Raw genomic sequence first — 12,810 nt, 5'->3', positions numbered from 1 at the left:
TCGCGACAGTTGGTGGCGAATTTGACGGCTTTCTCTCTCTCTGAGACGGGTGAAGCTGAGGTCAGGAGACCTGTTTAGCCGAGGTCAAAGGTCCTCTCGCCGGGTCGTCAAACACGTTTCCCGACCATCCGCTGGTTGGATGGCAGCTATCCCAACAATCGATTTTACCTCTTTCGCCGATTTCCACTAGGGGCTGAGCGGCGGCGGGTTTCCTTCGCGCCGACTGAGGCTACCGGGAAGAATTCGGAGACGATCATGTGCGGGATTGTTGGCATCGTTGGACATCAGCCAGTGTCGGAGCGGTTGGTTGACGCATTGAAGCGGCTCGAATATCGCGGCTATGACTCAGCCGGCGTCGCCACCCTTTGCGAGGGCTCGTTGAACTGCCGGCGCGCCAAGGGCAAGCTTGTTAATCTCGAGAGAAGATTGAAGGAAGAGCCGCTGAGTGGCTTCATCGGCATCGCACACACACGTTGGGCAACCCATGGGGCACCCACTGAGCGCAACGCGCACCCGCACATTGCGGAGGGTGTGGCCGTGGTTCACAACGGCATCATCGAGAATTTCGCCGAGTTGAAGGACGAACTGGCGGCGGCGGGCGCCGAGTTCCAGACCGATACCGACACCGAAGTCGTCGTTCATCTCTTGGCAAGATACCGCCGGGAGGGCATGGGGCGGGGCGAGGCAATGCACGCCATGCTGAAGCGCGTCAGCGGTGCCTACGCCCTTGCCGTTCTCTTTGAGGATGATCCATCGACCATCATGGCGGCGCGCAACGGACCCCCATTGGCAATCGGTCACGGCGACGGCGAGATGTTCCTGGGCTCCGACGCCATCGCGCTTGCGCCCTTCACAAATGCAATCACCTATCTCGTCGATGGCGACTGGGCCGTTATCAGCAAGACAGGCGCCGATATCTTCAATTTCGATGGCCATCCCGTCGAGCGTCCGCGCCAGACTTCCCTTGCCGGGGCATACCTGGCCGATAAGGGCAACTATCGCCATTTCATGGAGAAGGAAATTCATGAGCAGCCCGAGGTTGTCGCCCGTGCGCTCGCTCATCACATCAACTCCGAAGGAAATCCCATCGATACGGCTTCTTGCATAGATTTTGCCAGCATCCCGAGCCTGGCGATCTCGGCTTGCGGCACAGCCTATCTGGCTGGACTGATCGCAAAATACTGGTTCGAGCGCTATGCGCGCCTGCCGGTCGAAATCGACGTCGCGTCCGAATTCCGCTACCGGGAGATCCCATTGTCGCCGCACTCGGCGGCTCTTTTCATTTCGCAGTCCGGTGAAACCGCCGACACGCTCGCATCTCTGAGATACTGCAAGGGGCGTGGGCTGACGACCGGCGCTGTCGTCAATAGCCGGGAATCGACCATCGCGCGGGAGGCCGACGCGGTCTTCCCAATTCTTGCCGGGCCGGAGATCGGCGTCGCCTCCACCAAGGCTTTCACCTGCCAGCTTGTGGTTCTTGCCACACTCGCCATTGGTGCTGCCAGGACCCGTGGAACGGTAACCGAAGCTGAGGCGAAGGCGCTCGTCGCGAGCCTTGCCGAAATGCCTCGTATGATGCGCCTGATCCTGAACAGCATCAAGCCAGATGTCGAGCTCCTGGCGCGCGAACTGTCAAAGTGCCATGACGTCCTGTATCTCGGCCGCGGCACCAGTTTCCCGCTGGCCATGGAAGGTGCGCTGAAGCTCAAGGAGATTTCCTACATCCATTCCGAGGGATATGCGGCTGGTGAATTGAAGCATGGTCCGCTCGCATTGGTCGACGAAAACATGCCAGTGATCGTCATCGCGCCACATGATCGCTTTTTCGACAAGACCGTCTCCAACATGGAGGAAGCGGCCGCCAGGGGAGGACGGATTATCCTCATCACTGATGAGAAGGGGGCCGCTGCTTCGAAACTCAAAACGATGCACACGATTGTCCTGCCGACCGTCGACGAGATTATCGCGCCAATGATCTTTGCCTTGCCGATACAGCTTCTTGCCTACGACACGGCTGTCTTCATGGGCAAAGATGTCGACCAACCGCGCAATCTCGCAAAATCGGTTACCGTCGAATGATTTGTGACGGCCCGTCCATACGAAACACGCCGGAGCAACGCGCGTCATCGGCCGTTGGATGTCGAGGAGATGCCGATCCGTTGAGCTGCCTGTGGATCGCTCGCGCTAAACGCATGCCTGCGTTTTGATCAGACGAAGCAAAAACACAGAATAGGTCGCGATCGCCGAGGGCGGCCATGGCCGGTGACCCAGTCTGCGGCGCGGGCTCCAGGCACGTAAAAGGCTGCTCTGTGAGCGATCTGGCCCATTCCCCATCGCACCTGGTCGTGCGTAGTGTGCATTTCAGTTCACATCGCGCTGCGCGATGCTTGCCCCCGACGTTCAGAACAGCGGAGCAAGCCAATGACGCCCACGAAGTTGCTGATTGGGCAGATCGCCGTCGTATTCGCAATCGTCATGCTCGGCGTGTGGGCGGCCACGCAGTGGTGCGCCCACATGCTGGGTCATCAGCCGCCACTCGGCACGCCGTGGTTTGTCGTGGCTGGCTGGCCGATCTACAAGCCGTGGAAACTGTTCGAATGGTGGTACCATTTCGACGCCTATGCGCCCGAGGTCTTCGATAAGGCCGGTGCGCTCGCCGGCGCCAGTGGGTTCGTGGGCTGTGCCGCAGCCATCGGCGGCTCGCTCTGGCGCGCGCGACAGCTCGGAACGGTGACGACCTATGGCTCGTCGAGGTGGGCAACGACTCAGGAGATCGAGAGGGCAGGGCTGTTTCGACCGGCCGGCGTTTTCCTCGGCAAGCTGAAGGATCGCTATCTGCGACATGACGGACCCGAGCACGTCATGGCCTTTGCCCCAACACGATCAGGCAAGGGCGTCGGACTGGTTGTTCCAACGCTTCTGTCCTGGACCGGGTCGGCCGTCATTCACGATATCAAGGGCGAGAATTGGCAATTGACCTCCGGCTGGCGGTCGAAATTCTCCTATTGTCTTCTCTTCAATCCGACAGATCCGAGGTCGGCGCGCTATAACCCGTTGCTTGAGGTGCGAAAGGGTCCGCAAGAGGTCCGCGACGTCCAGAACATCGCCGACATCCTGGTAGATCCGGAAGGTGCGCTGGATCGCCGGAACCACTGGGAGAAGACAAGTCATTCCCTCCTCGTCGGCGCCGTTTTGCACGTTCTCTATGCCGAAGAGGAAAAGACGCTTGCCCGCGTCGCCACTTTCCTGTCGGACCCGAAACGTTCCTTTTCCGCGACGCTGCAGCGGATGATGACCACCAACCACCTGGGCACGCCTGACAAGCCTGAGGTCCATCCGGTCGTGGCCTCGGCGGCACGCGAGGTGCTGAACAAATCGGAAAACGAGCGTTCGGGTGTTTTATCGACCGCCATGTCGTTTCTCGGTCTCTATCGCGACCCGACGGTTGCGTCGGCAACATCGGGCTGCGACTGGCGCCTTGTCGATCTCATGGATGCCGAGCGACCGATCTCGCTCTATCTGGTCGTGCCGCCGTCGGACATCTCGCGCACCAAGCCCTTGGTACGACTGATCCTGAACCAGATCGGCAGACGCCTGACGGAGCGCCTTGAGGGCGACCCTAAGAAGGGTCGCAAACATCGGCTGCTCATGATGCTCGACGAATTCCCGGCGCTCGGTCGGCTAGATTTCTTCGAGACCGCGCTCGCCTTCATGGCCGGCTACGGCATTCGCGCTTACTTGATCGCGCAATCCTTGAACCAGATATCCAAAGCCTATGGCGAGAACAGTGCCATTCTCGACAACTGCCATGTGCGCATTGCCTTTTCCTCCAATGACGACCGCACGGCCAAGCGCATCTCGGACGCGCTCGGCACGGCGACGGAACTGAGATCCATGCGCAACTATGCCGGCCATCGTCTGGCCCCCTGGCTGTCGCACGTCATGGTCAGCCGCCAGGAAACGGCCCGACCGCTGCTGACTCCTGGCGAGGTGATGCAGCTGCCCCAGAACGACGAGCTGGTGCTGATTTCAGGGCTGCCGCCATTGCGCGCGCAGAAGCTGCGCTACTACCAGGATCGGAATTTCACGGAACGCGTGCTACCGTCCCCGGTGCTGCGGGACGGCACTTACGCCGACTGTCCCGCTTCGCGCCCGGACGATTGGACTGGACAGGTCCGCGGCGTTGACAGCCGTCTGGCTGCAGGCGACGAGATTGCCGACGCCGCGATCGGGGACGAGGGCGGCGTCCAGCAGCAGCGACATCCAGCTCTGCCAGAAGATCAAGTCGTGCTTTCTCAAGAAGCTGACCAGGGCGATCTCTTCAAGTCTGTTGACGATGATAGCGAGCCGGTCGCCGACAAGCGTGTCATGGATCGGATTTCGACGGCTGCCCGCGCCTATGGCATCAACGAGGGAAGGGGCGACGATAAAGACATCGTGCCCGGTTTCTGAACGCCGCTTCCTGACGGCGTACTTCGGCGTAGATAACGGCGATAAGCTTTCGTGGGCATCTGGCGGATGCTTGTTCCCGTCGCCGGCGCGCCGGCGCTGGCAGCTGGAACAAGCCTCATGAAGCCCCGCCGCATTCGTCACCAGTTTCTGCTTGAGTTTGAGCTGAGCGAGAAGCTGGACAAACTCAGTCGTGATCCTTCGACCACCAAATCGGCGATTGTCGCGAAGGCGGTAGAAGCCTTCATCGAGCGCCGTGGCGAGAATGAGCTCGACAAACGCTACGGGGTACGGCTCGACCGTCTTTCTCGCAACCTCGCTTATGTCAGGCGCGACGTCGAGATGATGCTGGAGAGCCTGGCGCTCTTCATTCGCTTTTCGATCACGCTTCACGCCCACACGCCGGTCCCGGACAGGGCAACGCAGGCCATTGGCCAGGAGCGCTTCGACAAATTTGTCGAGCAGGTGGGTCGGCAGATCGCGTCCGGAAAACGATCGCTTGGCAAAGACGACAATGACGTGGGAGGGGAAGGGTGAACTCTCATCCGGAAGCCGACCACCGCCGCAGCGCGATGCTGCGCACCGCCATGGGTCCGGCGATCACCCAAGCGCTCTCCGATCCATTGATCATCGAGGTGATGGTCAATCCCGACGGAGCACTGCGGCTCGATCGGCTCGGAGAAGGCCTGGTCGACACAGGCGTGCACATCCATCCTGCCGAGGCGGAGCGGATCGTCCGCCTCGTCGCTTCCCATGTGCGCGCCGAAGCGCATGCGGATAAGCCGATCGTCAGCGCCGAACTGCCGTCGGGCGAGCGATTCGAAGGCCTGCTGCCACCCGTGGTGTTGGCGCCGTGCTTTGCTATTCGTAAGCCTGCCGCAAAACTCTACACCCTGGCCGATTATGTCGCCGACCGCGTCATGCTGCCGCTGCAGGCCGATGCGTTGAAGAGAGCCGTCCGCGAACGGCGCAACATCCTGATCGCAGGCGGCACGTCCTCGGGCAAGACAACCCTTGCCAATGCGCTGCTGGCCGTCGTCGCCGACTGCGACGAGCGGGTGATCCTGATCGAGGATACGCGCGAACTTCAATGCGCAGCAAAAGACTGCGTTGCCCTGAGGACGAGGCGTGGTTCGGTCACGCTCGCCGATCTCGTGCGTTCGACACTGCGCCTCAGACCCGATCGCATCATCGTCGGCGAGATCAGAGGCGCCGAAGCGCTCGACATGCTGAAGGCGTGGAACACCGGTCATCCAGGCGGCATTGCCACGGTTCATGCCAACTCGGCGCGGTCTGCCCTCTACCGCATCGAGCAGCTCGCACAGGAAGCCGTGGTCGCCGTTCCCCGCCGGCTCATCGCCGAGGCGATAGATCTGATCGTCTTCATCGCTGGCCGCGGATCCTCGCGCCGCATCGAGGCGATCGCCGAGGTCACTGGCCTCGACGGCAGTGGCGACTACGCCGTCACCCAGCTCACGCTTCCGCAACTCCAGCAACTCTGAAAGGTCACTTCATGCGCAAGAAGCTTCGCTTTCTCTGGGCCACCACGCTCGCTTTTCTTCTCACGTTTCCGGCATACGCCGCCGGCTCCGGCATGCCTTGGGAGCAGCCGCTGCAGCAAATCTTGGAATCGGTGCAGGGTCCGGTCGCCAAGATCATCGCGGTCATCATCATCATCACCACCGGCCTGACACTCGCCTTTGGCGACACGGCAGGTGGGTTCCGTCGGCTCATCCAGATTGTCTTCGGTCTGTCGATCGCCTTTGCCGCATCGAGCTTCTTCCTCTCCTTCTTCTCCTTTGGCGGCGGGGCACTCGTCTGATGCTGGCCGGAGAGCACATAGAAGGCTTCGAGGTTCCGGTTCACCGGGCACTGACCGAACCGATCTTGCTCGGCGGCGCGCCGCGAGCGGTGGCGATCCTCAATGGCACCGTTGCCGCAGCCATCGGGCTTGGCTTGCAGCAGTGGATTGCCGGACTGGTGCTGTGGATCTGCGGGCACACTGTGGCTGTCTTCGCGGCCCGCCGCGACCCGGACTTCGCCGGCGTGCTCGTCCGCCACCTTCGCCTGAGGGGGTGGCTTGCATGCTGAATCTTTCGGAATATCGGGGCAAGGCCGACCGGCTTGCCGATCATCTGCCTTGGGCCGCACTGATAGCACCAGGCATCGTGCTCAACAAAGACGGCAGCTTCCAGCGCACATTTGCATTCCGCGGCCCTGATCTCGAGAGTGCAACAGAAGCCGAACTCATCGGCATCTGCGCGCGAGCCAACAATGCGCTCAGACGCCTCGGCTCTGGCTGGGCATTGTTCTTCGAGGCCGAGCGCATCGAGGCGCTGGGCTATCCAGACTCGCGCTTCCCCGACGCTGCGTCATGGTTGGTCGACGAAGAACGGCGCGCGGCCTTTCAAGGCAAGGTCGCGCACTACGAAAGCCGCTACCACCTGACGCTGGCGTTCATGCCGCCGCCGGATAGCCAGGCGCGGGCGCAAAACGCTTTAGTCGACTCGCATCATTCACAAGGCGAGAGAGAGTGGCGCCAGGAACTGGCGCGGTTCCGGGACGAGACCGGCCGCGTGCAGGATCTCCTGTCGGGCTTGATGCCCGAAATACGCGCACTGGGTGATGCCGAGACGCTGACTTACCTCCACGGCACGATCTCGACCAGCCGCCATCCCGTCGCCGTGCCGGAAACACCGATCTATCTCGACGGCATCCTGGTCGATGCGCCGCTTACTGGCGGATTGGAGCCGATGCTTGGCGACCAACATCTGCGCACGCTCACCATTCTCGGTTTTCCGAATGTCACACGGCCCGGAGTTCTCGACGCGCTCAACCACCAGGATTTCGCCTATCGCTGGATGACACGCTTCATTCCGCTCGACAAGACGGAGGCCGCCAAGACGCTGACACGGTTGCGGCGGCAGTGGTTTGCCAAGCGCAAATCGATCGCGGCCATCCTGCGCGAGGTGGTCACCAGTGAACCTGTCCCGCTCGTCGACAGCGACGCCGAAAACAAGGCGCTGGATGCCGACGCCGCACTCCAGGCGTTAGGCGGCGATCATGTCGGGTTTGGCTATCTGACGACGACGGTCACGGTATGGGACGAGGACCATCAAGCCGCCGCGGCCAAACTTCGCGCGGTCGAGCGCGTCGTCAATGGCCTCGGCTTCGCCACGATCCGTGAAGGCGTGAATGCGGTCGAGGCCTGGCTCGGCTCGTTGCCCGGCCATGTTTACGCGAATGTGCGCCAGCCGCTCGTTCACACATTGAACCTCGCCCACTTGATGCCGCTTTCCTCGGCGTGGGCCGGCCCGGCGGCGAACGAGCATCTCGCCAAGGCAATCCAGGCAGAGGCCCCGCCGCTTCTCTTCGCCTCAACCAGCGGGTCGACACCGTTCCGGCTCTCCACCCACGTCGACGATGTCGGCCACATGCTGATCGTGGGACCGACTGGTGCCGGCAAGTCGGTTCTCGTTGCCCTTTTCGCGCTGCAGTTCCGACGCTATGCCGGCGCGCAGGTCTATGTCTTCGACAAAGGCAATTCAGCCCGCGCCGCAATTCTTGCCATGGGTGGAGAGCACCACGCGCTGCGTGCACACGGTGCGCTTGCCTTCCAGCCGCTGCGCAAGGTTGACGATCCGGCCATCCGCAGCTGGGCGGCCGAATGGATCGCCGGACTCATCGCTCATGAGAACGTCACCGTCACCCCAGAGGCGAAAGAGGCAATCTGGTCGGCGCTCACCAGTCTTGCAACCGCGCCGGCACAGGAACGCACACTCACCGGCCTGTCGCTCTTGCTTCAGTCCAACGCGCTGAAGTCCGCATTGATGCCCTACACGCTCGACGGCCCCTTCGGCCGGTTGCTCGACGCGGATGACGATCGGCTGGCCTTGTCGGATGTGCAGTGCTTCGAGACCGAAGAGCTGATGCACAGCCAAGGCGCTGTTCTGCCGGTGCTCACCTATCTTTTCCATCGCCTCGAAGCGCGGTTCGATGGGCGACCGACCTTGCTCATGCTCGACGAGGCTTGGCTCTATCTCGACAATCCGCTCTTTGCCGCCCGCCTACGCGAATGGCTGAAGGTACTGCGCAAGAAGAACGTCTCCGTCATTTTCGCCACGCAGTCACTGGCCGACATCGCTAGCTCTGCAATCGCACCGGCTATCATCGAGAGCTGCCCGCAGCGCATTTTTCTTCCCAATGATCGTGCCGTAGAACCGCAGGCACGGGAAGCCTACGAGCGTTTCGGCCTGAACGAGCGGCAGATCGAACTGGTCGCGCGCGCCACGCCGAAGCGGCACTACTATCTTCAATCGCGCCGCGGCAATCGTCTGTTCGACCTGGGCTTGGGCGCCATCGCGCTTGCGCTATGCGGTGCCTCCGATCCCGCCAGCCAGACCCTGATCGACAGGATCCTGTCGGAGCACGGGCAGGACGGCTTTGCCTCCCACTTCCTAAATGCCCGCGGTCACGAGTGGGCCGCCGAGCTTCTCCGCCAATTCCCTCAACCAGACATGGAGCAATCGTCATGATACGGCGCCGTTTCCTTTCCGGCCTGATCACCCTTTCCCTCCTCGCCAAACCGATGGCCGACTATGTCCAGCCAGCCTATGCGCTCATTGTCTTCGATCCGTCGAACTATAGCCAGAATGTGCTGACGGCGGCGCGCTCGCTGGAGCAGATCAACAACCAGATCCAGTCGCTCCAGAACCAGGCGACCATGCTGCAAAACATGGCGCGCAACCTTCAGAGGCTGGATTTTTCTTCGGTGGGCCAGCTCACCGGTTCGCTGCAGCGGATCGACGGCCTCATGGACCAGGCGAGTGGCCTGAGTTTTGATCTGGGCAAGCTGCAGGACCAGTGGCGCCATCAATATCCCGAAAGCTACGACGCTACGATTAAGGTCAGCGATGTGGCAACCGCAGCGCGCGAGCGCTGGCAGAGCGCCATGCAGGCGTTCCGGCAGACGATGGGTGTCCAGTCGCAGATCCTCGAGAACGTCCGCGGCGATCGCGACCTGCTTGCTGATCTCGTCAACCGCAGCCAGGGTGCTGCCGGTGCGCTTGAGGCAAGCCAGGCCACCAACCAACTGATCGCCCTGTCAACCAAGCAGCAGATGCAGATCCAGACCCTGCTCGCGACGCAGTTTCGCGCTGAGGCGGAGGACGCGGCTCGCAAGGCGCAGTCTGAAGAAGCCGCCCGCCAGACGACAAAGCGGTTCCTCGGCACCGGCACGGCCTATCCCGCCAACTGATCACCAGTTCTTTCACGAGGGGAAGGCGGAATGAACGACCTCGGGGTCATCGATCGCTTCATGGAGACTTTCATCCGCTATATCGACAGCGGGTTCGGTCTGCTGTCGGGCGATGTCGCCTTCCTCACCGCGACGCTGATCGGCATCGACATCACGTTAGCCGGGCTCGCTTGGGCATTCGCCGGCGAGCCCAACATTCTGGGCCGCCTCGTCCGCAAGGTGCTCTATGTCGGCGTCTTCGCTTTCATCCTGAACAATTTCAAGAACCTCGCCGACATTATATACCGCTCTTTTGCCGGGCTGGGCATCAACGCTTCTGCCGACAATCTTTCCCCCGACAATCTCCTGCGGCCCGGACGTATTGCCGCCACAGGCTTTGAGGGCGCCTGGCCGCTGCTCGATCAGGCGAGCCAGCTTCTTGGCTTTCCTGAAATCTTCGGCAACGCGCTCACCATTTTCGTGCTGCTCGTGGCCTGGTTCCTGGTCATCATCGCCTTCTTCATTCTTTCCATCCAGCTCTTCATCACCATTCTGGAGTTCAAGCTCACCACTCTCGCCGGATTCGTTCTGGTGCCCTTCGCACTTTGGAACCGGTCGGCGTTCCTGGCCGAGCGTGTGCTCGGCAACGTGATCTCGTCGGGCATCAAGGTGATGGTGCTTGGCGTCGTCGTCGGCATCGGCTCCACACTGTTCGGCGAGTTCGCTTCCGCGCTGCAAGGCAAGGAGCCGGATTTGGCCGCCGCCATGTCACAGGTGTTGGGCGCGCTGGCGCTTCTTGGGCTAGGGATCTTCGGGCCTGGAATAGCATCCGGTCTCGTCTCCGGCGCCCCGCAGCTTGGTGCGGGCGCCGCCCTGGGTACGGCCGCGGCCGGGGCCGGTGCATCACTCGTTGCCGGAGGTGCCGCGGTCGCTGGCGCGCGCGTGGCAACTGATGGCGGGCTTGCCGCAATTCGAGCCGGCACGACCATCGGTTCGGCAGCTTCCTCTGCCTGGCAGCTGGGGCGCGCAACCTCACCCGATTCCGGCCTGTCCGGTGTGGCTGCTGGGATGCAGGGCGTGGCGGGTACCGCCAGTGGCGCCGCGATGCGAGCGGCACGATCTGCCGCGGGAACCTTCGGGCGCAGCGCCGATGCCGGGCGCCAAGCCGCATGGACCGCGACCGGCGGGTCGTCTTTCGTGTCGATGACTGAAAGTGCTGCGGGTTCGACCGCCGATGCGGCCCCTGGCTGGGCCAGGCGCCTGCGTTCCCAGCAGTCTGCGCTAGCCCACCGCCACGCCGCCATACAGGCCGTGCGTGATGGTGACAGACCGGGCGGCAGCGCCAATCCCTCTCTCAACGACAAGGACGACTAGATGCTCTTCAAGAGACCCGTTCAACGCTACGGCAAGACACCCGAGCCCATTACACCGTACCAGAGGGCGGGCCACTTGTGGGATGAGCGCATCGGCTCATCGCGGGTGCAGGCCCGCAATTGGCGGCTGATGGCTCTTGGCTGCCTGGCTTTGGCAACCGGGCTCTCGGGCGGGCTCGTTTGGCAGTCGATGCAGAGCCGGGTTGTGCCATACGTCGTCGAGGTCGACCGCTTCGGCGAGGCGCGCGCCGTAGCCCCGGCAATCCAGGACTACGAGCCAACGGATGCCCAGATCGCATGGCATCTTGGCCGCTTCATCCAGAATATCCGTTCCGTTTCCACCGATCCGGTGTTGGTGCGGCAGAACTGGTTGGCGGCCTATGACTTTGCCACCGACCGCGCCGCGCACTTTCTCAACGAATATGCCAAGGCGAACGACCCTTTCGGTCAGATCGGCACGCGCAGCGTGTCCGTCCAGGTGACCAGCGTGGTGCGGGCTTCCGACAACTCGTTCCAGGTCAAATGGACCGAGCAGGTATTTGAGCGCGGCAGCCTTGCCAGCACGACCCGCTGGACGGCGATCCTCACGGTCATGATCCGGCCGCCAAGCAATACGGACCAACTGCGCAAGAATCCGCTCGGCGTCTTCATCAACGCCATCGATTGGTCGCGCGAGCTCGACAGCGCCGCGCCGTCATCCGTTTCCCCCAAGGAGCCCGCCAATGACAAATAGAGCCCCATCGCTCCGTGCCGCGCTGATCGTGTCGGCCTCAGCCGCGGTGCTGTCGGCCTGCGCATCCAAGCCGGTGCCACCGCCCGAGATTTCCTATGACGCTGCCGACTTCAAAGCAGCGTCGATCGAGAAGCCGCCGGAGCAACCGGTCAAGATCGTCGAGGTGCCAAAGCCGCTACCGCTGCCCGGCCAGTTGCAGCCTGACGCGGTCAAGGTCGCCGAAGACAAGCGCTCACCTGAAGAACGCGTTGCCGATGCCAACAAGGCCGCAACCCGGCAGCCAACCGGGTATGGCTATGTCAACGCCGTCCAGATCTATCCCTTCACCGACGGTGCGCTTTATCAGCTCTTTGCCGCGCCGGAGCGCGTCACCGATATCGCTCTGCAGCCGGGCGAGAAGCTGACAGCCGTGTCCGCTGGGGACACGGTCCGGTGGGTCATAGGCGATACCGTCAGTGGCACCGGTGACAGTCAGCGCACCCATGTTTTGGTGAAGCCGTTTGCGCCCGAGCTTACCACAAATCTGGTGATCACCACGGATCGACGCACCTATCACTTGCAGCTCCAAAGCACGGAGAAGACCGCAATGGCGGCCATCTCTTGGACTTACAGCGAAGACCAGATCCTTGCGCTGCGCCGGCGAAACGTTCAGGCCGAAGCTGCTACGCCCGTCGCGTCGAATGTTGCGCTCGAAAATATCCGATTCCGCTACTCAATAGCCGGCGACACACCGCCCTGGAGACCGACACGGGCCTTTGACGACGGCAGCAAGGTCTATATCGAATTCCCGCGCCGCATCGATCAGGGCGAGGCGCCGCCGCTCTTCATCGTCGGTGCTGACGGCGGCAATCAGCTGGTCAACTACCGCATGCGCGGCAACTACTACATCGTCGATCGCCTGTTCGCCGCGGCCGAACTGCGCCTCGGCGCCAAGCCGCAGCAGGTGGTGCGCATCACAAGGATTGACGGTCGGCAATTGCCGCGTCGGATGCCACTCTTTGCCGGTTTTGGCAGGTGAG

The 12,810-nt window shown here is 62.3% G+C and carries 11 protein-coding genes; all 11 read left to right on the top strand.

Annotated features, from left to right (window positions below):
* The first annotated feature begins 255 nt into the window (after window positions 1-255).
* The 11 genes from glmS (at window position 256) to trbG (ending at window position 12,809) form a co-directional block, all read left to right on the top strand.
* The gene (gene glmS, locus AC0L3E_RS26065) at window positions 256-2,079 is read left to right on the top strand and encodes a glutamine--fructose-6-phosphate transaminase (isomerizing) (protein ID WP_473605936.1); all 1,824 of its coding nucleotides are present in this window, start codon (window positions 256-258) and stop codon (window positions 2,077-2,079) included.
* Between the two features lie 342 nt (window positions 2,080-2,421).
* Window positions 2,422-4,452, top strand: coding sequence for a conjugal transfer protein TraG (locus tag AC0L3E_RS26060; protein WP_473605935.1), 2,031 nt, complete (start codon window positions 2,422-2,424; stop codon window positions 4,450-4,452).
* A 117-nt stretch (window positions 4,453-4,569) separates the two neighbouring features.
* Window positions 4,570-4,986, top strand: coding sequence for a CopG family transcriptional regulator (locus AC0L3E_RS26055; protein ID WP_473605960.1), 417 nt, complete (start codon window positions 4,570-4,572; stop codon window positions 4,984-4,986).
* Window positions 4,983-5,951, top strand: a complete 969-nt coding sequence (gene trbB, locus AC0L3E_RS26050; protein WP_473605934.1) for a P-type conjugative transfer ATPase TrbB — start codon at window positions 4,983-4,985, stop codon at window positions 5,949-5,951. The genes AC0L3E_RS26055 and trbB overlap by 4 nt, the downstream gene beginning before the upstream one ends.
* An 11-nt stretch (window positions 5,952-5,962) precedes the next feature.
* Window positions 5,963-6,271: a TrbC/VirB2 family type IV secretion system protein gene (locus tag AC0L3E_RS26045; protein WP_064993433.1), complete on the top strand. Its 309-nt coding sequence runs from the start codon at window positions 5,963-5,965 to the stop codon at window positions 6,269-6,271.
* Window positions 6,271-6,540 carry a VirB3 family type IV secretion system protein gene (locus tag AC0L3E_RS26040; RefSeq protein WP_027164072.1) on the top strand — a complete coding sequence of 90 codons (270 nt, stop codon included), beginning with the start codon at window positions 6,271-6,273 and terminating at the stop codon, window positions 6,538-6,540. The genes AC0L3E_RS26045 and AC0L3E_RS26040 overlap by 1 nt, the downstream gene beginning before the upstream one ends.
* Window positions 6,534-8,984 (top strand): conjugal transfer protein TrbE, encoded by a 2,451-nt coding sequence (gene trbE / locus AC0L3E_RS26035; protein ID WP_473605932.1) that lies wholly within the window; start codon window positions 6,534-6,536, stop codon window positions 8,982-8,984. Before AC0L3E_RS26040 ends, trbE begins: the two co-directional genes overlap by 7 nt.
* Complete coding sequence (trbJ, locus tag AC0L3E_RS26030; RefSeq protein WP_473605931.1) at window positions 8,981-9,706, top strand: P-type conjugative transfer protein TrbJ; 726 nt, start codon at window positions 8,981-8,983, stop codon at window positions 9,704-9,706. Before trbE ends, trbJ begins: the two co-directional genes overlap by 4 nt.
* A 30-nt stretch (window positions 9,707-9,736) precedes the next feature.
* Entirely contained in the window at window positions 9,737-11,059 is a 1,323-nt protein-coding gene (gene trbL, locus AC0L3E_RS26025; protein WP_473605930.1) for a P-type conjugative transfer protein TrbL, read from the top strand.
* Window positions 11,060-11,791, top strand: coding sequence for a conjugal transfer protein TrbF (gene trbF, locus AC0L3E_RS26020; protein WP_473605929.1), 732 nt, complete (start codon window positions 11,060-11,062; stop codon window positions 11,789-11,791).
* Entirely contained in the window at window positions 11,781-12,809 is a 1,029-nt protein-coding gene (gene trbG, locus AC0L3E_RS26015; protein WP_473605928.1) for a P-type conjugative transfer protein TrbG, read from the top strand. Before trbF ends, trbG begins: the two co-directional genes overlap by 11 nt.
* Window position 12,810 lies beyond the last annotated feature (1 nt).

It is taken from the genome of Mesorhizobium sp. WSM4822 (genome assembly GCF_055811155.1).
Note: the sequence above shows the minus strand (reverse complement) of the source record. Positions and strands in the feature narration are given on the sequence as shown.